Below are 24,476 nucleotides of genomic sequence, written 5' to 3'. Positions count from 1 at the left end.
ATGTGATGACCCAGCCAGGGAGACCCGCCATGCAAGACCTGATCCAGCGCACCGTGTTCCGTGAAGACCACGAGCAATTCCGCGATGCCGTTCACCATTTTTTCGAGAAAGAAATCGTGCCCTTTCACGCCGAGTGGGAGCGCGAGGGCATTGTGCCCAAAGAGGTGTGGCGCAAGGCCGGGCGCGAAGGCCTGCTCAACACCATGCTGCCCGAGCCCTATGGCAGCGGCGGCGATTTCGGCCACGCCGCCGTGCTGATTGAAGAGATAGCGCGCACCGGCGCCAGCGGCCTGGGTTTTCCGCTGCACTCGGACATCGTCGCGCCTTACATCAACGCTTATGGCAGCAAAGCGCAAAAAGACCGCTGGCTGCCCAAGATGGCGGCAGGCGAGCTGATCGGCGCCATCGCCATGACCGAGCCCGGCGCTGGCAGCGACCTCAAATCAGTGCGCACCACGGCCAAGCGTGAGGGCGATCACTACATCATCAACGGCGCCAAAACCTTTATCACCAACGGCATCAACTCCGAGATCGTGGTGGTGGTCTGCAAGACTGCGCCTGAGTTGGGTGCCAAGGGCGTCTCGCTGATCGTGGTGGAGGAGGGCACGCCCGGTTTCAGCAAGGGCCGCAAGCTCGAAAAGATCGGCCTGATGGCGCAAGACACTTCGGAGCTGTTCTTCGACAACGTCAAGGTGCCCGTAGACAACCTGCTGGGCGAAGAGAACCTGGGCTTCAAATACCTGATGCACGAGCTGGCGCAGGAGCGCTTGGTGGTGGCCGTGCGCGCCGCCATGTCGATAGAGGCCTTTTTGCAAAAAACCATTGACTACACCCGCGAGCGCAAAGCCTTTGGCCAGCCGGTGTTTGACTTTCAGAACACGCGCTTCAAGCTGGCCGAGGCCAAGTCGCAGGCCACCATGCTGCGCGTGTTTGTCGACGACTGCATGGCCTTGCACATGGAGCGCAAGCTCTCGCCAGACCGCGCCGCCATGGTCAAACTCAACGCCACCGCGCTGCAAAACAAGCTGCTCGACGAGTTCTTGCAACTGCACGGCGGCTACGGCTACATGACGGAATACCAGGTAGGCCGCGCCTGGACCGATGCACGCATTGGCCGCATCTACGGCGGCAGTGACGAGATCATGAAAGAAATCATAGCCAGAACTTTATGACCCCCCCTGAGGCGCTGCGCGCCTTCCCCCAGGGGACGACACCCTCCGGGCGGGGCGGCCCTTCGTCGGTGTCCCTTAGCTGGGCTGTGCTTTGCAAGGGGGGTGCGCTGTGGAGATGCGGTGGGCGTTTTGTCATTCCCCTTGGCAACGCTGTGGCAGATATTTTGATAAGAGTGACCGGAGACAAAATGCAAAAGAAAACCAGGCGCCAGGCCATGGTGCAGGGATGGGCGTGGGCAGCGGTGGCGGCCACGGCCCTGTGGGGCAGCGCGGCAGCGCAGGCTGCAGACAACTACCCGAGCAAGCCGATCCGCATTGTGGTGCCTTACCCGGCGGGCGGCGGCACCGACATCATTGCGCGGCTGATGAGCACCCAGCTCTCGCAGCGCCTGGGCCAGCCGGTGATAGTGGAAAACAAGCCGGGCGCCAGCGGCATGCTGGGCAATGGCACGGTGGCCAAGGCGCCGGGCGACGGTTATACGGTGCTGCTGGGCATTACCGCGCTGGTGCAAATCCCTTCGCTGTACAAAAAAGTGCCGTACCAATTGAGCGAGCTGACGCCGGTGTCGCAAATCGCCAAGTCGGCCGATCTGGTGTTTGTGCCGCGCAGCTCGGGCATCAAAACCCTGCCCGAGCTGGTGGCCAAGGCCAAGGCGGCGCCGGGCACGCTCAACTACGGCTCGTACGGCAACGCCACCTCGTCGCACCTGCACGGCGAGCAACTGAAGATGAAAGCCGGCATCGACCTGGTGCACGTGCCTTACCAGGGCTCGGGCCCGGAGACGGCGGCCATGCTGGGCGGGCAACTGGCCTCGGCCTTTATTGATGCCACGGCGGCCTATCCGCACATCAAGTCGGACCGGGTCAACATCATTGCCGTCACCGGCGCGCAGCGCCATCCGGCCTTGCCCGATGTGCCCACCATGAGCGAATCCGGCTACAGCGGCTTCGAGGCCAACGGCTGGTTTGGCTACTTTGTGCCGGCCAGCACGCCGCAGCCGATTGTGGACAAGCTGGGCAACGAGCTGGCCGCAATCGTCAAGCTGCCCGAGATCAACGCCCGCCTGCTCGACATGGGCCTGATCCCGGTAGGCTCCACGCCGGCCGAGTTCAAACCGGTGCTGGAGCGCGATGCCGCGCACTGGAAAAAGATCGTGGAGGCGGCCAAGATTGCCATGGATTGAGGTGGCGCTGCGCCCCTATCCATGCCTGGTGCGCCATAGGTAAATGCTGACTTGGGGCGGCGGCCAGCCGTGGCAGACTATCGCCATGCCCCAACCCGCCTTGCTTGTTGCCGACGACCACCCGCTGTTTCGCGCTGCGGTGATCCAGGTCATCCGCGGGCGCTTTGCCGACCATGCGGTGCTCGAAGCGTCCAGTGCCAATTCGCTCAGCGCCGCGCTGGCTGCCCACCCCGAGATCGAGCTGGTGCTGCTCGACCTGATGATGCCGGGCACGCACGGCTTCTCCGCGCTGCTGCATGTGCGCGGCGAGCACCCGCAATTGCCGGTGGTGGTGATCTCGTCGAACGACCATCCGCGTGTGATTCGCCGCGCGCAGCAGTTTGGCGCTTCGGGCTTTATCTCCAAATCGGCCTCGGCCGACCAGATTGCCCAGGCGCTGAGCGATGTGCTGGAGGGCGACACCGCTTTCCCGTCGATGGAAGTGGAGCTGTCCGAGGCTGATGCCGAGCTGGCTGCCCGCCTGGCGCAGCTCACGCCGCACCAGTTCAAAACCCTGCTCTACGTGGCCGATGGCTTGCTCAACAAACAGATCGCGCAAGAGATGGGCGTGACCGAGCACACCGTCAAAGTGCATGTCACCGCCATCTTGAAAAAGCTCGGCTGCCACAGCCGCACGCAAGTGGCCGTGCTGGTGCGCAACCTCGAAGCCGATGGCGGCCTGCCCGCCGACGACTCAGCGCTGGCGTAGCAGCAACTGCCCCACCAAGGCGCGCAAAGCCGCCGGGCGCACCGGCTGCGCCAGCACCTGCCAGCCTTGTTCACGCGCTTGCTCGCTGGCCGCACTGTCGGGCTGGCTGCTGAGCCACACCACGGCGGGCGCTTTGGCGCAGGCCTGCAGCAGCGCGGCAATGGCGGCGGGCGCTTGCGCATCGCCATCGACCACCAGCAATTGCACCGGCAGTGTGGCAGCCGATTGCGCCCACTGCTGCGCTTGCGCTGCATCGCTGCAAGCGGCCAGCGCGTAGCCCCAGCGCTGCAGCAATTGCGTAACGGCTTGCTGCTCGGCCGCCGGGCCGATGTACCAGACGGTGGTGTTTTGCTGGGGCTCGGCCGCATGCTGGGCGGCTTCAGGAACGGCTGCGGCGCTGGTGCTGAGCGGCACTTCCACCCAGAAAACGCTGCCGCGCCCCAGCTGCGAGCGCAGGCCGATCGGGTGTTGCAAAAGCTTGCCCAGGCGCTCCACAATCGCCAGGCCCAGGCCGGCACCGCGCTCGTGCTGGTGGCCGGTTTCGAGGCGGCGGAACTCTTCAAAAATCTCGCCATGCAGGCTCTCGGGAATGCCTGGACCCTGGTCGTGCACCTCGATGCGCAGGCGCTCGCCCACGCGGCGGCAGCCGATCAGCACCTTGCCTTGCTTGGTGTAGCGGATGGCGTTGCTGAGAAAATTCTGCAGAATGCGGCGCAGCAGTACTTCGTCGCTGTGCACCACGGCGTGGCAGGGCGCAACGTGCAGCTGCAACCCATGCTCGCGGGCGATCACGCCCAGGTTGTTGCCCAGCTGCTGCAGGAGCGGCTGCAGTGCAAAATCGGCCCACTGCACTTTGAGCTGGCCCGATTCCATGCGCGAGATATCGAGCAAGCTGTTCAAGATGTCGTCTTGCGCTGCCAGCGCGCCTTCCACATTGCTCGCCAGTTGTTGCGCGGCATCGCTTTGCACCTGCTGGCGCAGCAGCGATGCAAACACGCGCGCTGCGTTCAGGGGTTGCAGCAAATCGTGCACGGCGGCAGCGACAAACTTGCTTTTGTAGCGGTTGGCCTGCTCCGCCTCGCGCTTGGCCACGGCCAGATCGTGGGTGCGGTCGGCAATGCGCTTTTCCAGCGTGTCGGCCAGCGAGCGCAGCTCGCGCGCTGCGTTTTTGTAGCTGGTGATGTCGGCATAGCTGGTGACAAAGCCGCCGCCGGGCAAGGGGTTGCCCCGGATTTCGAGCACCGTGCCATCGGGCTTTTCGCTTTCGCGTGCGTGGGGTTTGCCGTCGCGCAGGTATTGCATGCGGCGCTCGATGGCTGCGTCCAGCGCGCTCTGACCCAGCAGGCCGCGCCGGGCGTTGTAGCGGTACAGCTCTTCCACCGGCATGCCCACTTTGAGCAGGTTGTGCGGCAGGCGGAAAAGCTCCATGTAGCGCGAGTTCCAGGCCACCAGGTTGAGCTGCGCGTCGACCACGATCACGCCTTGCGGCAAATGCTCCAGGCTCTGGCTTTTGCCGGCGTCGGCCTGCTTGGCGGCCAGCACAATGCCGTCTTGCGCGGTGCGCAGCTCTTGCGCGTGCTGCTGCAGCAGCGCCTCCAGCTCTTGGCGGCTGCGCTGGCGCAAGCGGCTCAAACGCTGGCGCTGGCGCACATACAGCACCAGCAGCGCCAAGGCCAGCCACAGGCCGGCGGCGGCCAGCGCGGTCCAGCGGGCAGCGGCGCGGCTGCTGCCTACGGCGTGCAGCATGTGCAGCTGCCAGCCGCCTTCACGCAAGCCCATGCTTTGCCAGAGTTGGAGGCCGGCGGCCGGATCGAGCCAGTCGACCAGCATGCCGCCTTGCCTGAGCGGTTGGCGCGAGGCGTAGCGCATGGGCTGCAGTGGCAGGTTGCCGTATTGTTGGGTGTTGTCTATCTCGCGCTGCGCCACCGCGTTGATGGGCTGCAGTACGCGGTAGCGCCAGCGCTGGTCGCTTGCCAAAAACACCACGCCATGTGTGTCGGCCGCCATCACCGTGTCGGGCGTCTGAATCCACTCGCGCTCCAGCTCTTGCAGCGCGATCTTGATGGCGATCAGCCCGACGATGCGGTCTTGCGCGTCGTGGATGCCGCGCGAGAGGAAGTAGCCGGCCTCGCCCGTGGTCACGCCAATGCCATAGAACGCGCCCTGGTCGGCCAGCAGCGCTTGCTGCACATAGGGGCGAAAACTGTAGTCTTCGCCCACGTTGTTGCGGCTTTGGCGCCAGTTGCTGGCCGCAATGGCCACGCCTTCACGGTTGATGAGGGTGAGCGTGGAGGCCTGGCTGGCGCCGTTGGCGCGCTCGAGCTTCAGGTTCAGGCGGCGAATGTCGGCCGGTGTTTGCGGCTCGCTCAAAGCGGCCAGCAGCTCCGGATCGAGCGCCAACACATCGGGCAGCGCACGGTAACGGTCAATGCGCTGCTCCAGCGCTTGCGCGTACAAGGCCAGCTGCCGGTGCGTGAGCTGGCTCTCCTCGTTCAGGCTTTTTTGCAGCATCCAGCGCCCGGCCAGCAGCGCCACGGCCGTGGTGCTGAGCAGCACAGCCAGCAAAACCCACACCGGACGGAGCGAGCGCTGTGGGGTGAGAAAAAGGGTGGACAGGGCGGCCATGCTTGTTACAAATTGCTAGGGGTTTTCCCTGGGTTCGGCAAAACCTTCGCTCGGGAGCGGCAGCGCCTAATACTAAGGTGTAATGGGCAAGCGCGAGGGGCTGCGATACAAACCAGCCTCAGCGCACCGAGTTGGTGCGGAAAAAAACCTGGAGCAGCTCTTCCATGCAAATCCCCACCACCTCGGCTGCCGTGCCTGCACAGCACCAGCCTTTCTACCGCAGCCTGTATTTTCAGGTGATCGTCGCCATTGTGCTGGGCGTGTTGCTGGGGCACTTCGAGCCCCAATACGGTGCAGCGCTCAAGCCGCTGGGCGACGCTTTCATCAAGCTGGTGAAGATGATCATCGCGCCGGTGATCTTCCTGACCATCGTCACCGGCATTGCCGGCATGACGCACCTGCGCGCCGTGGGCCGGGTGTTCGGCAAGGCCATGGCGTACTTTCTGTTCTTCTCGACGCTGGCGCTGGTCGTCGGCCTGATCGTGGCCAATGTCATGCAGCCGGGCGCCGGCATGCACATCAATGTGGCCGATCTGGACCAGAAGGAAGTGAACTCCTATGTGGCCAAGACGCATGATCTGACGATCACCGGCTTTGCCATGGACATCATCCCCAAGACGCTGATCAGCCCCTTTGTCGGCGACAACATTCTGCAAGTGCTGTTTGTGGCTGTGCTGTTTGGCGTGTCGCTGGCCATGGTGGGCGAGCGCGGCAAGCCGGTGCTGAACTTTTGCGAAGCGCTGACCGCCCCCGTCTTCAAGCTGGTCAATATCGTGATGAAGGCTGCCCCGATCGGCGCTTTCGGCGCCATGGCCTTCACCATCGGCAAGTTTGGCCTGGGCTCGCTGTTGAACCTGGCCGAGCTGGTGGCTACCTTCTACATCACCTCGCTGCTGTTTGTACTGGTGATTCTGGGCACGGTGGCCAAGCTGTGCGGCTTCTCGGTGCTCAAGCTGATCCGCTACCTCAAGGCTGAGCTGCTGCTGGTGCTGGGCACGTCGTCGTCCGAATCGGCCCTGCCTTCGCTGATGCACAAGATGGAAAAAGCCGGTTGCAGCAAGTCGGTGGTTGGCCTGGTGGTGCCCACCGGTTACTCGTTCAATCTGGACGGCACCAATATCTACATGACGCTGGCCGCTCTTTTCATTGCCCAAGCCACCGATACGCATCTGACGCTGGGCCACCAGATTGCGCTGCTGCTGGTCGCCATGCTGTCGTCCAAGGGCGCAGCGGGCGTGACAGGTGCTGGCTTCATCACCCTGGCTGCCACGCTGGCCGTGGTGCCTGAAGTGCCGGTGGCCGGCATGGCGCTGATTCTGGGCGTGGACCGCTTCATGTCGGAATGCCGCTCGCTGACCAACTTTGTTGGCAATGCCGTGGCCACCGTGGTGGTGTCGCGCTGGGAAAATGCGCTGGATTACAACAAGCTCAATGCTGCGCTGGACCACCCCGAGCGGGTCGAACACGAAGAGCATGTGCCGGTAGCTGTGCCACACTGAGCATGGCGCGAAGGCTCCGGCCTTCGCTGTTTGCCCCATACCAAAGGCCCGCAATCAATTGCGGGCCTTTGGTGTTTTTGCTGAAGCGTTTTTAAAGGCAACGCAGAGCCTGGACGATCTCAGCGCACGGCGGCGCGGCGCCTTCGCCTCAAGCGCCCGGTGCCGCAACCAGGCCAGCCATGGCCCGCAGGCGCAAAGCATCTCGCCCCAGCTTGCGGTTGTTGGGCAGCTTGCCTACCCAGCGCATTTGTTGCACGGTGCTTTGCAGCGCATCGCGCACCTCGGGCGGGGTTTGCTGCAGCCAGACTTGCCACTGCTGGCGCGCGGCATCCAAGGTGCCGGCCTGGTGCAGGAAGAGCGCCGTGGAATGGGCATAGCACAGCGCATCTTTCACAATGCACAGTGGCGCAGGCAGCGTGGCCATCGGGTCGTCTTCGAAGTCGATGTAGCCGATCACGCCATCCGGGCAGCGCACCATGTTGCGCGCAAAAGCCTGGCTCAGGCAGGTGCCGCGCTCGTGCACCAACTGCATGGCGGCAAAGCCTTGTTGCCACAGCGGCAGCGTTTGTGCGGGCTGGTTTTTGGCGGCGGCCTCGATCTCGTCGCTGAGCGACGGCGTGGGCTCGCCGGGCGCTCCGAGGTGGCGCATCAGAAATGCGTCTTCGCAGCTGGCCAGTACCTGCGGCACGCGCAGACCGCGGGCTTGCAGGTCGCGCAGGCGGCGCACTTCGGTGGCGATGGCGCTGCGGCCGCCGGGGTTGACCACCGGCTGCAGCACCGGCACGCTCAGCGCGCGGGCCGCCAGGGCCAGGGCGCGGTAGCGCCAGGCGGCAATGCTGGGGCCGGCTTTTTTCAGCCAGACCGATTCGCCCGGCAGCTCGTAACGCACCACGTTGAAGCTTTGGCTTGGCAGGGTTTGCTGCAAGAACTGAGCATAGTCCACCGGCGCGGCGGCGCTGCCCGCAGCAAGCGGGTCAGAAGGCGGGAGCGGGGACAAAGCAGGCTCGGTCATGGCAGGCAAAGAGCGGGCAGCCGTGGGCGGCGCGTCGTTAAAAGCCTGCCATTATGGCGGTGATCAGCGCTTACTGCACTGGCGCCGTATGGGTGCTGTTGGGCACCATGGGCTGCTGGTCTTCTGGCGCCGAGGGTTTGATGACGGGCTTGGCCAGCGCTTGGAAGCTCTCGGCCTGGGCCAGAGGCCAGTAGGTGCGGAACACGTTGTGCTGGTGCTCCAGGTCGTCCAAAATCGCGCCCGGCCGCACTTGCAGCAGCAGGTGGGAGAGCTGGCGTACCTCGTTGTCGCTGACACGGCGCACGATGTGGTGCGCATCGAGCTCGCTGGGGTGCTGCAGCCCGGCCGATTGCACCAGCTCTTGCAGCGCGTGCAAGGTGCTTTTGTGGAACTGGGCCACGCGCGTGGCTTTGTCGGGTACCACCAGGGCTTGCTGGCGCAGCGGGTCTTGCGTGGTGACGCCGGTGGGGCAGTTGCCGGTGTGGCAGGTTTGCGCCTGAATGCAGCCGAGCGCCATCATGAAGCCGCGGCCGGCGTTGCACCAGTCGGCGCCCAGCGCCATCATGCGGGCAATGTCAAAAGCGGTGATCACCTTGCCCGCTGCGCCCAGCGTGATGCGCGTGCGCAGGTTCACGCCCACGAGCGTGTTGTGCACCAGCAGCAGGCCTTCTTGCAGCGGCACGCCTACGTGGTCGGTAAATTCCACCGGCGCCGCGCCGGTGCCGCCTTCGGCGCCATCCACCACAATGAAATCAGGCGTGATGCCGGTTTTGAGCATGGCCTTGACGATGCCAAACCATTCCCAGGGGTGGCCCAGGCAGAACTTGAAGCCCACCGGTTTGCCGCCCGACAGGCGCCGCAGCCGGGCGACGAAATGCATCATCTCCTCGGGCGTATTGAAGGCGCTGTGGCGCGCGGGCGAGATGCAATCCACCCCCACTGGCACGCCACGGGCAGCGGCGATCTCGGGCGTGACCTTGGCGCCCGGCAGCACGCCGCCGTGGCCGGGTTTGGCGCCCTGGCTCAGCTTGATCTCGATCATCTTGACCTGCGGCTGCGTGGCATTGTTGACAAACTTTTCCTCGCTGAAGGTACCGTCGTCGTTGCGGCAGCCGAAGTAGCCCGAGCCTATTTCCCAGATCAGGTCACCGCCGTGCACGCGGTGGTGCTGGCTGATCGAGCCTTCGCCGGTGTCGTGCGCAAAGCCGCCCAGCTTGGCGCCTTTGTTCAGCGCCAGAATGGCGTTGGCCGACAGCGCGCCAAAGCTCATGGCCGAGATATTGAAGACGCTGGCCAGATACGGCTGCGTGCAAGGCTCGACCGACTGCGAAGGCGCATCGGGGGTGCCGCCAATCCAGACGCGGAAATCGTGCGTATCGAGCTTGGTTGGCGCCATCGAATGGTTGATCCATTCGTAGCCCTTGGCGCCCACGTCCTGCAAGGTGCCAAAAGGGCGGTTGTCGGGCTCGCCCTTGGCGCGCTGGTAGACCAGCGAGCGCTGCGCGCGCGAGAAAGGCAGGGCCTCGGTATCGCTTTCGATGAAGTACTGGCGCATTTCCGGGCGAATGAACTCCAGGAAAAAGCGCATATGCCCGATCACCGGGTAGTTGCGCAAGATGGCGTGGCGCTCCTGGTTCAGATCGCTGATGCCTAGCGTGGTGAGCATGGCGCCCACGAACACCGCTATCCACCACCAGGGGCTGGCTTCCATCACCAGGGCGGCGATGCCCAGCAGCAACAGAAAAATGCACAACACCATCACGGTGTAGCGGACGGGGAAGATCTTGTTGAGCTTTCTCATGGGGAGTCTCTGTGGAGCGCGGCGTGGCCAATACCCGGCAGGCAGCAAACCAGCCGAGGCGGCGCTACACTGCAGGCCCTGCCAGGCGCGCTGCGTTGTTGTTGCAAAACCAGGCACCATCATAGGACGCCAACCGCATTGGCGATAGTGCAAGGCCTTGCCGCGCCGCGGCCGCCATAGAGAGAATCCACCATGACCCAGTCCACCCCCATTCCCGCCGGTTTGACCGAAGACCAGTTCAGCGAAATCGACCAGATGCTCGACGACATGCGCGAGCGCGAGCAAGAGATTCCGCAGTGGGAGTTCATCGACGGCATGCTTACCGCCCTGGTCTGCACGCGCCGCCCGGTGCCGGTGGAAGAGTTCCTGCCCATGCTGGCCGGCGACGGCGAAATGCTCGAGCGCAATGCTGACGGCAGCCTGCCGGTGCTGCCGGCTTTTGCCGACCGCGCCCAGCAAGAGCGTTTTCTGGAGCTGTGGCAAATCCGCTGGAACGAGGTGGTGGCCCAGCTCAGCGCCAACGTAGAGAGTCTGGAAGAGGAAGACACCTTCCAGCCCGACGCGATCGACATGCGCGGCGCCATTGCCAGCCTGCCCGAAGAAGAGCGCGCGGAGATCGAAGGCCAGGACATCCCGTCTTTCGGTCAAGTGTGGGCGCTGGGCTTCATGTTCGTGGTGGAGAACTGGGCCGAAGAATGGGAAGCCCCGCGTGACCGCGATGCCGCCCGCTGGCTCAACGATGCGCTCGACAGCGTGGTCGCCCTGACCGAAGACGACACCGGCAAGCCCACCGTCTGCATGTACGACGAAAACGGCCCCGCCAGCACCAGCCAGGAGCGCGTCGAAACCTTTGGTGAAGCCATCTGGGCGGTGTACGACCTGCGCCAGATCTGGAAGAGCATGGGCCCGCGCCAGGCCACCATCGTCAAGGGCGATGTGCCCGGCCGCAACGATCCTTGCAGCTGCGGCAGTGGCAAAAAGTTCAAGAAGTGCTGCGGCGCTTGACGCTTTCCGACCGGCGGGCGCTTGCGCCGGCCATGCCTGCCAAACAGCCACGCCAGTGGCTGTTTTTACATCTGCAGCCGTTTGTGTAACATCGGCAGCTGTCAACGGCCCTAGAATGGGCCGTTTTCTTTTCACTTCCTGTCTTTGCCCAAGGATCATCCATGAATCTCATGAACATCATCACCAAACAGCTGATCGAAATCATCGAGTGGACCGATGATTCGCGCGACACCCTGTCCTACCGCTGGCCCGATGAGGACAAGGAAATCAAAAACGGCGCGCAGCTGATCGTGCGCGAGTCGCAGCAGGTGCAGTTTGTCTCGGAAGGCCAGTTTGCCGACCTGTTCAACCCCGGCCGCTACCAGCTGACGACGCAGAACATCCCGATTCTCTCGACCCTGCGCGGCTGGAAATACGGCTTCAACTCGCCCTTCAAGTGCGATGTCTATTACATCAACACGCGCTTGTTCACCGGTAACAAATGGGGCACCTCCAACCCGGTGATGATGCGCGACAAGGACTTTGGCGTGGTCCGCCTGCGCGCCTTCGGTACCTACGATTTCCGTATCACCGATGCGGCCAAGTTCCTCAAGGAAGTAGCGGGCACGGACCAGAACTTCCGCATCGACGAGTTCGCCGACACCATGCGCTCGCGCATTGTCAGCATCTTCAGCGAAGCCCTGGCCAAGGCCCAGGTGCCGGTGCTGGACGTGGCGCAGCGCTACTCTGAGCTGGGCGACGCGCTGCTGCAACTGATCAACCCCGCCGTCAGCAGCAAGTACGGCCTGGAGATCACCAGCTTCCTGCTGGAGAACGTGTCGGTGCCGCCCGAGGTGGAAGAGGCGATCGACAAGCGCTCGTCGATGACGGCCATCGGCAACCTCAACGACTACGTCAAATACCAGATGGGCCAGGCCATGGCCAACGGCGGCGAAGGCGCGGCGGCTGCCACCATCCCCGCCACCATGGCCATGGGCTTTGGCATGGCGCAAGAGATGATGAAGGGCATGCAGCAGCCTGCAGCAGGAGCTGCCGGTGCGGCTGGCGCTGCTGCAGTGGCTGATCCTTTCTCGCCCGCTGCCGCTCAGGCTGCCCAAGCCCCGGCCGCACCCGCCGCTGGCGGCTTGCAGGTGCTGACGCCCGAGCAGGCTGCGCAGGTGCTGGGCGTGTCGCCGCAGGACGTGCTGGCCGAGCTGGAATCGGGCGCGCTCAAGGGCCGCAAGATCGGCAGCGCTTGGCGCATCTCGCAAGAGTCGCTGAACGAATTCCTCAAGGGCTGAGCGCCTGCCAGGGGTAAAGCATTCATCGGTTGGCACCGGTGAATGCTTTGTTGTTTGTGCCATTGTTCCCCGGGGCTGCCACGGCGGCAGCCTGATCTCATCGTGACTTCCTCCTCTCCTGCCAGCGATCCGTTTGCACCTCCGTCGCCCACGATGGTGGCCAAACATGTGTGCCCGGAATGCGGCGGCAACCTCGAATGGAACGCCAAGGCCCAGGCGCTGCGCTGCCCCTACTGCGGCACGCAGGTGCCGTGGACGGACGAACAGCAAAAGCAGCTGAGCGGCGACATCGTCGAGCAAGACCTGGCCGCTGCCCTGGCCAACCCGGCCAGTGGGCGCGGCTGGGGCGATGCGCGGCGCGAATACCAGTGCCAGAACTGCCGTGCCATCTCGGTTTTTGTCGATGGCCGGGTGGCGGCGCGCTGCGATTTTTGCGGCTCGCCCGCGATCCAGGCGCACGAGGAGCGCAACGATGCCATCACGCCGCAAAGCCTGCTGCCCTTCAAGATCAGCGACGGCCAGGTGCGCGACCTGATCCGCAAGTGGTACGGCAGCCGCTGGTTTGCGCCCAACAAGCTCAAGAACGCTGCGCTCACCGATACGCTCAAAGGCATCTACCTGCCGTACTGGACTTTCGACGCCCATGTACAAGCGCAGTGGCAGGCCGACGCCGGTTATTACTACTACACCACTGAGCAGTACCGCGACAGCAACGGCAACATCAGCACGCGCCAGGTACGCCAAGTGCGCTGGGAGCCTGCGGTCGGCAGCCTGCAGCATTTTTTTGACGACGAACTGGTGGCCGGCACTGTTGGCGTGCACCCCAACCTGTTGCACAAAGTAGAGCCCTTTCCCACACGCACGGATTTGAAGCCGTACTCGCCCGAGTTCGTGCGAGGCTGGACGGTGGAGCGTTACCAAGTGGATCTGCGCAAGGCGGCGCAAATCAACGAAGGCGACATGGACCAGCAGGTGCAAGCCATGTGCGGTCAGCAAGTGCCGGGCGATACCTACCGCAACTTGCAAGTGCAGCGCGCCTACCAGGGGCGCAGCTTCAAACATGTGCTGGTGCCCGTGTGGCTGGTCAGCTATACCTACGGCGCCAAGAGTTACCAGGTGGTGGCCAATGGGTATACGGGGCAGATTGCGGGAGAGCAGCCGTACAGCTGGGTGAAGATCCTGTTCGCCGTCATAGCGGCGATCATCGTGGTGGGTATTTTTATGGCGATGAGCCAGCGATAATTCTGTTCGTCTTGGTTTTTCTCGGGCGCAAGCGCTGTTCCGCAGCTGGCTGCAATGCCTGAGCGGAGAGTCTTCGTTTTGAGGTGGCGATATGGCCGCGTATGCTTTGTTGCTGCGGGGCCGGCCATCCGGCTTTGCCGTACCAAGGTACTGTCTGCAGCCAAGCGTCGCGCCTACGCGGCCATCTCGCCATTGTTGTGAACTGTTCTTGCGCCCGCTTCACTGCCAAGTGATGCTGTTTGAATACCGGGCATTCAGGCTTTTGGCTTCCCCGCCCGTTCAAGAAAATCCAACATTTGTGGACCACGGCGCGAGCAAGTGCCGTGGCGCTGTAACAGGCACAAAAAACCGGGCGCGAGGCCCGGTTGGTTGTGACAGCAGTGGCAGATCAGCGGCGGTTGCGGCGGTTGCCGTCCATGTTGTCGCCCACTTGGTGGCCGAAATAGGCACCGGCTGCGGCGCCGCCAACGGTGCCCAGCGTGGAGCCGAACACGGCATCACCCAACACGCCGCCAGCCACGGCGCCCACACCGGCGCCTATCTGGGCGTTGCTGGGGTTGCTGGCGCAAGCGCTCAGCAGCGAGGTCGCCAGTGCGGCAGTAGCCAGGGTCAAAGCAAATCGTTTCATAAATCCTCCTCGGAATAGCGGTCATGGGTGTTCAGGCAAACAGCGCGTGGCCTCAAGCGTGAACCAGACCATGACAACAGTGTGCAGCAACCGGGGCGCTGCGGTGATCGGTCAAGGCTGTCCTTGATCGTCAGACGGTTCTGACGGGCTGTTTTCACAGCCCGGATATATGTTCAACGAGTCGGCGCAGTGCATGGTTGACCGTGGCTTGGCGGATAGCGTGCCGGTCGCCTTCGAAGCGCATCACCTCGCTGAACACCAGGCCCGCCACTTGCCAACCAAACCAGACTGTGCCAACGGGCTTGGCAGGAGTGCCGCCATCGGGCCCGGCCACGCCGGTCACCGCCACGCTCACCTGGGCCTGCGATTGCTGGATGGCCCCTTGCGCCATGGCGCGGGCCACCGGCTCGCTCACGGCGCCGTGCTCGGCGATCAAGGCCGCAGGCACATCCAGCAGCGCCGATTTGGCGCGGTTGGAATAGGTGACCAGGCCGCAATCGACCCATTGGCTGGAGCCGGGGCGCTCGGTGCAGGCGCCGGCAATCAGGCCGCCGGTGCAGCTCTCGGCGGTGGCCAGCATCCAGCCCTTGGCGGTCAGCAGGTTGGCCAGTTGTGCCACGTACTCGGGCGTGGGCAACTCGTCCTTGGTCAGCAAAGCGGCAGTCGCGTTCATACAAAATGCCTCCACAGTGCAATCACCAGCAGCGTGCAAAAGGCCGCCACCAGATCGTCCCACATGATGCCCCAACCGCCGCGCCAGCCAAAGCCCTTGAAGCACTGGTCGGCCCAGCGCACGGGTTGCGGCTTGACCGCGTCGAAAAACCGGAACAGCACAAACGCCCACAGCTGGCCCCAGAAACCGGTGGGCATGACCAGCCACAAAATAATCCAGAAGGCCACCACTTCGTCCCAGACGATGCTGCCCGGATCGGCCACGCCCATGTGGCGAGCAGTGGCCGTGCAAGCCCACCAGCCCAGCGGAATTGACACCGCAATCACGATGCCGATGGCCTGCGGCGTGAGCCACAGCTGCAGCACCAGATACGCGACCCAGGCCCACAGCGTGCCCACCGTGCCGGGCGCTTTGGGGCTGAGGCCCGAGCCAAAACCCAGGGCTACCCAGTGCAGCGGATGGGCCAGCATGAAAGCCCAGTTAGGCCGGCGCGGTGCAGGCGTTTCGGCTGCGGCCGTGGTGTGGGTTGGAGAAAAAGGCGCATCGCTCATCTGCCAATCATAAGCCCGCGTCAGCCCGTGCAGGCCCGCGCGAAGCGGACAGTGGCTGCCGCTCCGCCTGTGTAAACTGTTTGGAACCGGTTTGCTTGCTGCTCGCGTCTGCCGCTGCCTGCCCATGGAGCGGCTTTTTTCATGCGCTGCGCGGCCCGCACTCTCACGACCACTGGAGGAGATTTTCATGCCCCAAACCAACCGCTTCAAACACGCACTCGCCGCCGGCCAGGCCCAGATCGGGCTGTGGTCGGCCTTTCCTTCGCCTTATGTGACCGAGCTGCTCGGCGGCAGCGGTTACGACTGGATCATGCTCGACACCGAGCACTCGCCCAACGACGTGCCGCAAGTCATGGCGCAGCTCCAAGCGCTGGATGCGTCGCTGCAACCGCGCCCCACCAGCGCCGTAGTGCGCCCGGCCTGGAACGACAGCGTGCTGATCAAGCGCTACCTCGATATTGGCGCGCAAACCCTGCTGGTGCCATTTGTGCAGAACGCGCAAGAAGCGCAGGCTGCCGTGGATGCCATGCGCTATGCACCAGCCGGCATACGCGGCATGGGCGGCTCCACGCGCGCCAGCAACTTTGGCCGCGACAGCAGCTACATCGCGCAAGCGCAGCAGGAGCTGTGCCTGCTGGTGCAGGTAGAGACGCAAGAGGCGCTGGCCGAGATCGAAGCCATCGCCGCGATTGACGGCGTGGACGGCATCTTCATCGGCCCAGCCGATCTCTCGGCCAGCATGGGCTACCCTGGCCAGCCGCGCCATCCGGCGGTAGACGCCGCCATCAACGACGCCATCCGCCGCATCCGCGCTGCCGGCAAGGCGCCCGGTATTCTGATGGTGGACGAAACCCGCGCCCGCGAATGCCTGGCCTTGGGCGCGCAATTCGTGGCCGTGGCCATGGATTTGATCTTGCTGCGCAGCGCCGCCGATGGCGTAGCCGCCAAGTTTGTGGCCGACAGCGGCACCGTGGTGCAGACGGCTTACTGATGCGGCTGCGCTGGCGGGGCGGGCAAAAAACAGGCGTTTCAGCCCGGATCGTCAGCCCGCGCTGACAGCGCCGGGCGGACGCCTGGTTTTTAATGGAGGTTTGCTGGCGCTGCTTTGGCAGCGCTGTCCCTTTGTTTATCCACAGGAGAAACCCATGGCCCAGCTCGACAAGGTTTTGTACACCGCACGCGCCCACAGCACCGGTGGCCGCGAAGGCGTCTCGCGCAGCGACGACGGCAAGCTCGACATCACGCTCACCGCGCCCGGCGGCAAAGGCGTCAACCCCGAGCAACTGTTTGCCAGCGGCTACTCGGCCTGCTTTCTGGGCGCCATGAAGGCGGTGGCGGCCCGGCAAAAAATCACGCTGCCGGCAGAAACCGCGATCGACGCCGAAGTGGATCTGGGCCCGGTGGGCGATGTATTCGGCATTGCCGTGCGCATGACCATCCACCTGCCCGGCATGGACAAAGCCGCTGCCGAAAAACTGGTGCATGACGCCGATCTGGTCTGCCCTTACTCTAACGCCACCCGCGGCAACATCAACAAGACACTGACTGTCGCCTGAGGCGGCGCAGCACCAGCCGCACCTCAAGCGTGTTTGCGGCTACCATCGTGGCGAGTTTGGCCCCATAACACCCAAGATTTGCCACGATGTCTTCTCCCACCGCCAGCCGCTGGACCACGCCCGAGAACCTGCTGCGCATCTCGGTCGTCGTCGCCATTGCCACCATTGCGCTCAAAACCGTGGCCTGGGCCATCAGCGGCTCGGTCGGCTTGCTCTCTGATGCGCTCGAATCATTGGTCAACCTGGTGGGCGCCCTGTTTGCGCTGGGCATGGTCACCATCGCCAAACGCCCGGCCGACGACGAGCACCCCTACGGCCACACCAAGGCCGAATACTTCTCTTCCGGCTTTGAAGGCCTGCTGATTTTTGGCGCCGCCATGGCCATCTTGTGGGCCTCGGTCCACCGCCTGCTGCACCCGCAACCCTTGGAACAACTGGGCTGGGGCATGGCGCTGTCGCTCATCAGCACCGTGCTCAACGGCGGGCTGGGCGTGGTCATGCTGCGTGCCGCCAAGCAGCACCGCTCGGCCGCATTGGAAGGCGATGGCCGCCACCTGATGACCGATGTCTGGACCTCGCTGGGCGTGGTTGCCGGCCTGCTGCTGGCTATGTGGACCGGCTGGCATTGGCTGGATGCCGTGCTGGCCATAGCGGTGGCGCTGCACATCTTGAGAGAGGGCGGAAAGATGATCTGGGATTCATCCCAAGGGCTGATGGACGAAGCCGTCGAACCCGAAACCCTGGCCCGTATCGAAGCCTGCGTGCAAGACTTTGCCACCCGCACCGGCCAGGGCGTGTATTGCGACAAGCTCAGCACGCGCCGCGCAGGTGCGCTCAACTTTATCGACCTGCATCTGCACATGCCCGGCGATTGGAGCCTGGAGCGCGCCACCCGCAAGCGCATGGATCTGGAAGCCGCCTTGCTGCAAGCCGTACCCAGTGCGCGCATCACCATGGAAGTGCTGCCCACCGGCGTGCAGACCCGCAGCGAAGTAGCCGAACAGGCCGAGCAGGCCGAGCAGGCCGGACAGGGCCTATGATGGCGCGCTTGGCTGCATGTGGCAGCCCAGGAGTGTGAGGAATGATCAGCGTGTTGCAACGCGTGCGCGAAGCGCGTGTCGAAGTCGATGGCCAGGTAATCGGCCAAATTGGCCAAGGCCTGTTAGCCCTGGTATGCGCCGAAAAAGGCGACACCGAAGCCGAGGCCGACAAGCTGCTGGCCAAAATGCTCAAGCTGCGCATCTTCCAAGACGATGCCGGCAAGATGAACAAGAGTGTGGTCGACGTGGCCGGCGGCCTGCTCATCGTCAGCCAGTTCACGCTGGCCGCCGACACCACCGGCGGCAACCGCCCCAGCTTCACCAACGCCGCCCCGCCAGCCGAAGGTGAGCGGCTTTACGACTACGTGGTGGCGCAGGCCCGCAAGCTGCACCCGGTGGTTGGCACGGGCAGTTTTGGTGCGGATATGAAGGTGTATTTGATGAACGACGGGCCGGTGACGATTCCTTTGCGGATTGCGCCGGTAATTGGGTGACAAATTTATGGTTTGTAGTTGCCTGTATGCGTGAAAAGTGGGTAGATCTTATTCCTGCACTTACAGGGGACTTATGTAAGGTAATGGACTCTAACTACCTTCATAACTTCATTACAGATTGGAGTTGAGAAACTGCGTATGGATCAAGAGTTACAAAGGTAACTCCTCCACTATGCTGATAGGGGATCGGCCGGTCTAGTCGTTGAATTTTTTCGAGAACCCATGCATGACGGTAAGCGGCCACTTCTTCTGAGTCAATGCGATCAGTAGTGATGCCATGATGTCGAACTGTTTTCTCCATTTCCTCTCGACTTAGTGGTCCACGTGAATCTGTAATGTGAGCGATTCCATAGATGGCCTTGCTTCCCTTTTTAATGAGTGCGATTGGCCCCCTTATTTTTGTTGCCCTAGAGCGCATTTCCCAGATTTTTTGTCCGGATAATATTTTTTCTAATGGCTCCGGTCGAATAATCAGCCCGCGATTAAGCTCAAACATCGGTTCTGTATTTTTGCTGGTCACTGGTGTCTTCTGGGCTGCGTTCGGTTTTTTGAGGCTTTGCGAATCACTAACTGGTACAGTCATGTCTAGTTGGCCTGCATCGTGAAGGCGGTAACATTCTGCACTCACTATTGCTTCGACGATTTCATTGGCCACCTCGTTGAGGTGATCTCCAATTGCAATGGTTTCTGCAAGAGTAAGCTCGGGCAGGACTACCTTGTTCATGAAGTACTGAGCCTCTGAATTCCAACGGCTACCATCAATAATTCCATAGGCATCCTTTGTAATCCCTGATCGCCGCTTCAACACTAATGTTTGAAGATGTTTCTTTACAAGCTGTCTAACCTTGGATTTGCCTGTTTCGAGAGGAGTCAATTTCGGAGTAGAACGAAAAAAGGAAAACATAAAATTTAGTACTCAGTCACTATTTAGACAGAGATCACTTAAAGAAGTTTTGAACTTGTAGTCTAGAGCATGTTGAGAGTAGTTCAAACGTCGCCAATTACAATCGAGACAATATTTTTTGGAGGGTGGAAAAGTTCCACCCTCGTCTTTTGATAACCAGAGACCGATCCTATGAAGACCGTATTTCGTCACACCGCGCTGGCCATCAGCATTGCGCTGGCTTGTGCCGCTGCCCAGGCTGATTTGCTCAAAAAGCCGGCACTCGATGCCATTGCTGCCGATGCCATCAAGACGCCGGCTACTTTCCCGCAGTTTCTGATCAATGCGGCGCAGCAAGACGCGAGCATTGGCAATGCCGTGCAGCGTTATGTGCAGGGCGAGCAGTTGCAAGGCGAAGAGCTGGCCAATGTGGCGCGTTTGCTGGGGCTCTACACGCGCCTGACGCAAGAGCAGCAAGTGCTGGGAAGCATCACGCAAATGGTGGCTTTGCCCACGGTGCGCGATGCCAAGATTGCGCCGCACGAGAACAAGGCCATCATCGACTTTGGTGTGATGGTGGAGAAGATGGCCAAGGACTTTGGCCTGCAGTACCGCAACGTCGACAACCGCATTTTTGAAGTCACTCTGCCTGGCACGGGCAGCGAGGAATTCGGCATTCTCACGCACGCCGATGTGGTGCCTGTGGTGCCTGCCGAATGGGTGGTCGATGGCCAGCAGCTCGACCCCTTCAAGGTCACCCGTATCGGCGACAAGCTCTACGGCCGCGGCACTATCGATGACAAAGGCTCCATCGCGACCGTGCTGTATGCGATGAAGGCGGTCAAAGAAGCCAAGCTGCCTTTGCAGCGCAGCATCCGCCTGATGATCGAAACCACTGAAGAAACTGGTGGCGATGCGATGAAGTACTACCAGGGCAAGACCAAGCTGCCCGAGTACAACATCGTGCTCGACAGCAAGTACCCCGCCGTGGTGGCCGAGAAGGGAACGGGCGCTATCAAGGCGTACTTTGCCGATGTGAAGTCCGATGCACAGCAGCCCGCCATCACTGCCATGGTGGGCGCGGCTTCGTCCAACGCTATTGCGCAAACCGCTACCGCTGCCATTGAAGCGGGTGATGCGGCTGCGCTGGCCGCCGTGGCGCAAAAACTGCAGGCCGCCAAGGATGCATTCGTGGCGCAGAACCAGCAGTTCGGCCAATTCAGCATCGACATTGCGCCTGCTGCCAACAAAATCGACATCAAGGTCACCGGCAGCTCCGCCCACGGCTCGCGCCCCGAAGAAGGCGTGAACCCTGTGCCGCGTTTGGCGCTGTTCCTGCAGCAAACGCTGTTGGCCGACGCCAAGCCTTTGGTGCAGGCCAACCAGTACAGCAACGCGCTGCGCTACATCAACGGCGTGTATGGCTTGGATTACTTTGGCAAGGGCCTGGGTCTGGCTTATGCCGACGACTTTATGGGCCCGCTCACCATTTCGCCCAACTTCATCAAACCTGGTAACGGCCAGTTGGAAGTCACCGCCAACGCCCGCATGCCGCGTGGCAAGACGCCCGAGCAACTGAAGGCCGAAGTGGAGAAAAGCATTGCCAACTGGAGTGCGGCCGCGAATGTGCCGGTGAAGATCGACTACACCCAGGGCAACTGGATGGCCCGCGATCCCAAGGGCGCGTGGCTCTCGACCTTGCTGAACATCTTTGGCGACACCACCGGCCTCGACGCCAAGCCCGTGCCCACCGCCGGCAGCACCACCGCCAAGCTGATGCCCAATGCCATCAACTTTGGCCCTGCGATGCCGGGCAAAAAGTACACGGCGCACAACGCACTGGAATACAAGGAAGTGCCGGATCTGCAAGCGGATATGCAGATGTTTACCGAGATGCTGGTGCGGATTGGTAATCTGCAGAAGATGCAGTAAGCCTCTTCTTTAACGATAAAAAATTGCCCGTTGGCCATTGGGGCCGATGGGCATTTTTTTATTACGAGTCAAAAGAAAAATCTGGCAGCGACGTCACTCTCAGTGATTCAAGCTTCTGTTCCAATGCCGCTTTCTGAGTGGTGTTCAGCACAATGCCATCCAGCCAAACCCGTTTGATACTGGGCAGTTGCAGAACCAGTTGGCAGACCGCATCTGCATCTAACTGAACATGCTGGTCATAGTTGCCAAGCGAGAGGTATTCCAAGTTCGGCAGGTCTTGCAGGCGTGGCAGATCAGCTTCCGTGATGTGTGTAGCCCACAGATCAAGCGATCGCAGTTGCTCCATTCGCAGCAAATATTCCAGACCGATGCCGGTAACAGGCGTGCCGCCAATATCCAGTGTTTCGATGGTTCTAGAGCTGCTGAGTCTTTTTGCCATGCGGTCATCAAAGCGCGTGGCCTCTATGTCCAGCCTGGTCAATTGCGGCAGTGCCAAGATGGCGGCAAGAGCGTCGGGAGTCAGTTCTGAGCCCTGCGCACTGATCTCTTTGAGTGTCGGGCATTGGGCAACTTCCAGAAGATCTTCCCGCGTCATGTACAGGTTGGCGCGGAACTCCTCCAGACTCTGCGCCTTGGCAAAGTATCTCAAGCTGCTCGGCCCTGTCATGCTGAAAACATCCAGAACCCGAAGACCGGGAATTTGAATGATCTGCCGCATGGCGCGGCGGGTCACCTTGGACCAAAGCCACAGCCTGTCGACCGGAAGCTCTACCAGACGTTTGGCCAGCTTGACGGTGACCAGCGGGACCTTGGAGACTGAGAGTTGGGCAATGGGGCCGGCCTGTCGAAGTTGTTCAACGGCACAGAGTTCAATATCGCGCTCCAATGCATACCATCCCTGCGCGTCTGGGGAGATGGTCATATGCGCTGCCTCCGGTTACGCATTGCAGCTATGTACTCAGCTGTTCTGCAAAGCACGCCAATTGCCCGCAAAAGCCTGCGCATCCAAGCCCACTTGCGCAGCCGTCTTTCCGGGTTTGAACAGCGAAGAGCCAATGCCAAAACCGGCGGCGCCGGCTTGCAGCCAGGGTGCCATGTTGTCGGGCGAAATGCCGCCGACCGGGTAGATGCCGGTGCCCTTGGGCAGTACGGCCAGCAAGGCTTTGACGACGGCGGGGGAGGCGAGTTCGGCGGGGAAAATTTTCAGGCCGTGGGCGCCGTGTTCCAGTGCCGTAAAGGCTTCGGTTGGCGTCAGTACGCCAGGCAGGCTGATGAGGCCGAGCTTGACCGACTCGTCGATCACGGCTGGGTTGCAGTTGGGCGAGATGATGAGCTGGCCGCCGGCGGCATGCACTTCGCGCACTTGTTGCACGGTCAGCACCGTGCCTGCGCCTACCAGTACTTCGGGGTAGGCGGCTCGCATGTTGGCAATGCTTTGCAGCGGCTCGGGCGAGTTCAGCGGTACTTCCCACAGGCCAAAGCCTGCGGCGTGCAACGCGGCACCCACGTCGACGGATTCACTCGGTTGCAGGCCGCGCAGAATGGCGATCAGCGGCAGCTGGGCTTGCAGGGTTTGGAAGCGGTCAATCAAAGTCATGCGGTGGTCTTTGTGAGGTGGTCGTAAATGGCTTGGTGGCCGGCCCAGGTGGCTTCGTCGCCAAAGGCTGCGGTTTCGCAGCCCGCGTGTTGCAAGGCCAGCGTGTAGCGCTGCAGCAGTGCGGGCGAGCCGATCAAGGCCACACGGGTGCCAGCAGCAGGCTGCATGGTGCTGAGCTCTTGGCCTATCAGCAGGCCCGACAGGTAGCTGGCCGCTTGCGCCGGGTTCATGGCGTTGAACAGGCTCAGCGCGCGCATGCCGAACAGCAGGTGGCTGAGTGCGTCGCTGCTGCGGGCGCGCTCCAGGCCTTGGGTAAAAGCTGCTTCGTCCAGCGGCGCGCTGCTGTCCAGCGTTTTGCCCAAAATCGAGTGCTGGGCGAGCAGCGCAAACAGCTCGCCCGTCATGAAGGTTTTGAAGCTGGTGATGCTGTGCTTGTGCGCCTGCACCCACTTGCTGTGCGTGCCCGGCAGCACCAGCAGGCCGCTGCTTTGCTGCATCAAACGCAGTGCGCCTATCACCTGGATTTCTTCGCCGCGCATCACGTCCGGCACGCCGTTCACCGCATCCACCTGGGCTTGCGGCGCGGTGCTCATGCCGGGCACGATGGCGGTGGGCACGCCTTGTGCGCTGTCCAGCCACAGCAGCTGGCGGCACAGTGCGTCAAAGTCGGCCGGGCAGGGGCAGTAGGGCGCTTCCTGCCAGCCTTGGCGGCTGCCGATCATGCCCGAGAGCAGGCAGACATCGGGCTGCAGCGCAAGCCAATCGCCAAAGTGCTGGGCAAAGGCGTCGGCAAACTCGCCGGCTTGCACTTGCAATATGCCTTGCGGCAGTGCGCGTTGCGCAGCGATCTGGCCGCTGGCATCGACCAGCACGCCGCGCAGCGAGGTGGTGCCCCAGTCGATGGCGATCATGCGCGGGCGGGTGTCGCCAGGGCGGCGGGCAGCAAACTTGGGTGGGCTGGACATGGCGCTGTAGGTGGCTGTGGTGAAGGGGCAAAACAAAGCACCAGCGTGCAGGGCAGGCGCTGGTGCGGATTGTAGAAGTGCGTGGGCAGCAGGCGCGTCGCGTGGTGGACCGGCCTGGCTGCGTGCATGTAAGGAATTTACAGCGGCTTGTAGGCCGTCACGTCGATCTCGACCTTGGCGTCGATCATCAAGCGCGATTCCACGGTGGAGCGGGCCGGGCGGTGCTCGCCAAAGCATTCCATGTAGACGCGGTTGAAGGCGGCGAAATCGCGCGGATCGTCCAGCCAGACATTGACCTTGGCCACATCGGCCAGCGTGCAGCCGCCCAGGGCCAGCGCTTCTTCGAGGCGCTTGAAGACCTGGCGCGTTTGCACCTCGATACCGCCTTGCACGACCACGCCCTGGTCGTCGGTGGGCACGGTGCCCGAGACAAAAACAAAGTCGCCAGCGCGCACGGCGGGCGAGAGGGGGCGCGCCAGACGATCGGACGCGACGGGGGATTGACCTAGGGTAACTACTGGCATGAAAAAGCCTCCTTTATGTAAAGATATTACATCAACAACACCAAAAACTGTCAAATTATCCGGGT

The 24,476-nt window shown here is 62.4% G+C and carries 23 protein-coding genes; 12 read left to right on the top strand and 11 right to left on the bottom strand.

Features of this window, described 5'->3' with window-relative positions; genetic code table 11:
• The first annotated feature begins 29 nt into the window (after window positions 1-29).
• From ACFIQF_RS04810 to ACFIQF_RS04800, 3 genes are all read left to right on the top strand, one after another.
• A complete protein-coding gene (locus tag ACFIQF_RS04810) occupies window positions 30-1,172 on the top strand; it encodes an acyl-CoA dehydrogenase family protein (RefSeq protein WP_393940656.1) in 1,143 nt (380 codons plus the stop codon).
• 188 nt (window positions 1,173-1,360) lie between these two features.
• A complete protein-coding gene (locus ACFIQF_RS04805) occupies window positions 1,361-2,356 on the top strand; it encodes a Bug family tripartite tricarboxylate transporter substrate binding protein (RefSeq protein ID WP_393940654.1) in 996 nt (331 codons plus the stop codon).
• An 85-nt stretch (window positions 2,357-2,441) separates the two neighbouring features.
• Window positions 2,442-3,104: a response regulator gene (locus ACFIQF_RS04800; protein WP_393940653.1), complete on the top strand. Its 663-nt coding sequence runs from the start codon at window positions 2,442-2,444 to the stop codon at window positions 3,102-3,104.
• Here ACFIQF_RS04800 and ACFIQF_RS04795 read toward each other — a convergent pair.
• Complete coding sequence (locus ACFIQF_RS04795; RefSeq protein ID WP_393940651.1) at window positions 3,090-5,729, bottom strand: PAS-domain containing protein; 2,640 nt, start codon at window positions 5,727-5,729, stop codon at window positions 3,090-3,092. The genes ACFIQF_RS04800 and ACFIQF_RS04795 overlap by 15 nt on opposite strands.
• A gap of 164 nt (window positions 5,730-5,893) precedes the next feature.
• Between ACFIQF_RS04795 and ACFIQF_RS04790 the strand changes: the two genes are divergently transcribed.
• Entirely contained in the window at window positions 5,894-7,228 is a 1,335-nt protein-coding gene (locus tag ACFIQF_RS04790; RefSeq protein WP_393940650.1) for a dicarboxylate/amino acid:cation symporter, read from the top strand.
• Between the two features lie 148 nt (window positions 7,229-7,376).
• Here the strand turns inward: ACFIQF_RS04790 and ACFIQF_RS04785 are convergent, their stop codons facing one another.
• Both ACFIQF_RS04785 and ACFIQF_RS04780 read right to left on the bottom strand, forming a co-directional pair.
• Complete coding sequence (locus ACFIQF_RS04785) at window positions 7,377-8,225, bottom strand: RIO1 family regulatory kinase/ATPase domain-containing protein (protein WP_393940648.1); 849 nt, start codon at window positions 8,223-8,225, stop codon at window positions 7,377-7,379.
• Between the two features lie 85 nt (window positions 8,226-8,310).
• Window positions 8,311-10,041 carry an FMN-binding glutamate synthase family protein gene (locus ACFIQF_RS04780; protein WP_393940646.1) on the bottom strand — a complete coding sequence of 577 codons (1,731 nt, stop codon included), beginning with the start codon at window positions 10,039-10,041 and terminating at the stop codon, window positions 8,311-8,313.
• 192 nt (window positions 10,042-10,233) lie between these two features.
• Between ACFIQF_RS04780 and ACFIQF_RS04775 the strand changes: the two genes are divergently transcribed.
• From ACFIQF_RS04775 to ACFIQF_RS04765, 3 genes are all read left to right on the top strand, one after another.
• Complete coding sequence (locus ACFIQF_RS04775) at window positions 10,234-11,046, top strand: UPF0149 family protein (protein WP_393940645.1); 813 nt, start codon at window positions 10,234-10,236, stop codon at window positions 11,044-11,046.
• A gap of 161 nt (window positions 11,047-11,207) precedes the next feature.
• Complete coding sequence (locus tag ACFIQF_RS04770; protein WP_393940643.1) at window positions 11,208-12,326, top strand: SPFH domain-containing protein; 1,119 nt, start codon at window positions 11,208-11,210, stop codon at window positions 12,324-12,326.
• 153 nt (window positions 12,327-12,479) lie between these two features.
• Window positions 12,480-13,568 (top strand): TFIIB-type zinc ribbon-containing protein, encoded by a 1,089-nt coding sequence (locus ACFIQF_RS04765; protein ID WP_393940697.1) that lies wholly within the window; start codon window positions 12,480-12,482, stop codon window positions 13,566-13,568.
• Window positions 13,569-13,956: 388 nt separating this feature from the next.
• On the opposite strand, the gene ACFIQF_RS04760 is transcribed toward ACFIQF_RS04765, so the two are convergent.
• From ACFIQF_RS04760 to ACFIQF_RS04750, 3 genes are all read right to left on the bottom strand, one after another.
• On the bottom strand, window positions 13,957-14,196 hold the full coding sequence (locus ACFIQF_RS04760; protein WP_393940641.1) for a YMGG-like glycine zipper-containing protein: 240 nt from the start codon (window positions 14,194-14,196) through the stop codon (window positions 13,957-13,959).
• Between the two features lie 154 nt (window positions 14,197-14,350).
• On the bottom strand, window positions 14,351-14,869 hold the full coding sequence (locus ACFIQF_RS04755) for a CinA family protein (protein WP_393940639.1): 519 nt from the start codon (window positions 14,867-14,869) through the stop codon (window positions 14,351-14,353).
• On the bottom strand, window positions 14,866-15,420 hold the full coding sequence (locus ACFIQF_RS04750) for a phosphatidylglycerophosphatase A family protein (protein ID WP_393940637.1): 555 nt from the start codon (window positions 15,418-15,420) through the stop codon (window positions 14,866-14,868). The genes ACFIQF_RS04755 and ACFIQF_RS04750 overlap by 4 nt, the downstream gene beginning before the upstream one ends.
• A gap of 187 nt (window positions 15,421-15,607) precedes the next feature.
• On the opposite strand from ACFIQF_RS04750, the gene ACFIQF_RS04745 reads away from it, so the two are divergent.
• From ACFIQF_RS04745 to dtd, 4 genes are all read left to right on the top strand, one after another.
• Window positions 15,608-16,411: an HpcH/HpaI aldolase family protein gene (locus ACFIQF_RS04745; RefSeq protein ID WP_393940635.1), complete on the top strand. Its 804-nt coding sequence runs from the start codon at window positions 15,608-15,610 to the stop codon at window positions 16,409-16,411.
• A gap of 154 nt (window positions 16,412-16,565) precedes the next feature.
• Window positions 16,566-16,976 (top strand): organic hydroperoxide resistance protein, encoded by a 411-nt coding sequence (locus tag ACFIQF_RS04740; protein ID WP_393940632.1) that lies wholly within the window; start codon window positions 16,566-16,568, stop codon window positions 16,974-16,976.
• A gap of 86 nt (window positions 16,977-17,062) precedes the next feature.
• Window positions 17,063-18,016, top strand: a complete 954-nt coding sequence (locus tag ACFIQF_RS04735; RefSeq protein WP_393940629.1) for a cation diffusion facilitator family transporter — start codon at window positions 17,063-17,065, stop codon at window positions 18,014-18,016.
• A gap of 41 nt (window positions 18,017-18,057) precedes the next feature.
• Window positions 18,058-18,510, top strand: a complete 453-nt coding sequence (gene dtd, locus ACFIQF_RS04730; RefSeq protein WP_393940626.1) for a D-aminoacyl-tRNA deacylase — start codon at window positions 18,058-18,060, stop codon at window positions 18,508-18,510.
• A gap of 100 nt (window positions 18,511-18,610) precedes the next feature.
• On the opposite strand, the gene ACFIQF_RS04725 is transcribed toward dtd, so the two are convergent.
• A complete protein-coding gene (locus ACFIQF_RS04725; protein ID WP_393940623.1) occupies window positions 18,611-19,414 on the bottom strand; it encodes an ASCH domain-containing protein in 804 nt (267 codons plus the stop codon).
• A 171-nt stretch (window positions 19,415-19,585) separates the two neighbouring features.
• Here ACFIQF_RS04725 and ACFIQF_RS04720 point away from each other — a divergent pair, with 171 nt between their 5' ends.
• Window positions 19,586-21,325, top strand: coding sequence for a dipeptidase (locus ACFIQF_RS04720; protein WP_393940620.1), 1,740 nt, complete (start codon window positions 19,586-19,588; stop codon window positions 21,323-21,325).
• 61 nt (window positions 21,326-21,386) lie between these two features.
• Here ACFIQF_RS04720 and ACFIQF_RS04715 read toward each other — a convergent pair whose 3' ends face one another.
• From ACFIQF_RS04715 to ACFIQF_RS04700, 4 genes are all read right to left on the bottom strand, one after another.
• Complete coding sequence (locus ACFIQF_RS04715) at window positions 21,387-22,247, bottom strand: leucine-rich repeat domain-containing protein (RefSeq protein ID WP_393940617.1); 861 nt, start codon at window positions 22,245-22,247, stop codon at window positions 21,387-21,389.
• A 36-nt stretch (window positions 22,248-22,283) separates the two neighbouring features.
• A complete protein-coding gene (locus ACFIQF_RS04710) occupies window positions 22,284-22,922 on the bottom strand; it encodes a 2-dehydro-3-deoxy-6-phosphogalactonate aldolase (RefSeq protein ID WP_393940614.1) in 639 nt (212 codons plus the stop codon).
• A complete protein-coding gene (locus tag ACFIQF_RS04705) occupies window positions 22,919-23,887 on the bottom strand; it encodes a 2-dehydro-3-deoxygalactonokinase (RefSeq protein WP_393940612.1) in 969 nt (322 codons plus the stop codon). The genes ACFIQF_RS04710 and ACFIQF_RS04705 overlap by 4 nt, the downstream gene beginning before the upstream one ends.
• Before the next feature lie 137 nt (window positions 23,888-24,024).
• Window positions 24,025-24,411: a RidA family protein gene (locus ACFIQF_RS04700; RefSeq protein ID WP_393940609.1), complete on the bottom strand. Its 387-nt coding sequence runs from the start codon at window positions 24,409-24,411 to the stop codon at window positions 24,025-24,027.
• Window positions 24,412-24,476: the final 65 nt, after the last annotated feature.

Origin of the sequence: Comamonas trifloxystrobinivorans (assembly GCF_043359985.1) — a bacterium.
Classification (GTDB): domain Bacteria; phylum Pseudomonadota; class Gammaproteobacteria; order Burkholderiales; family Burkholderiaceae_C; genus Comamonas; species Comamonas trifloxystrobinivorans.
Note: the sequence above shows the minus strand (reverse complement) of the source record. Positions and strands in the feature narration are given on the sequence as shown.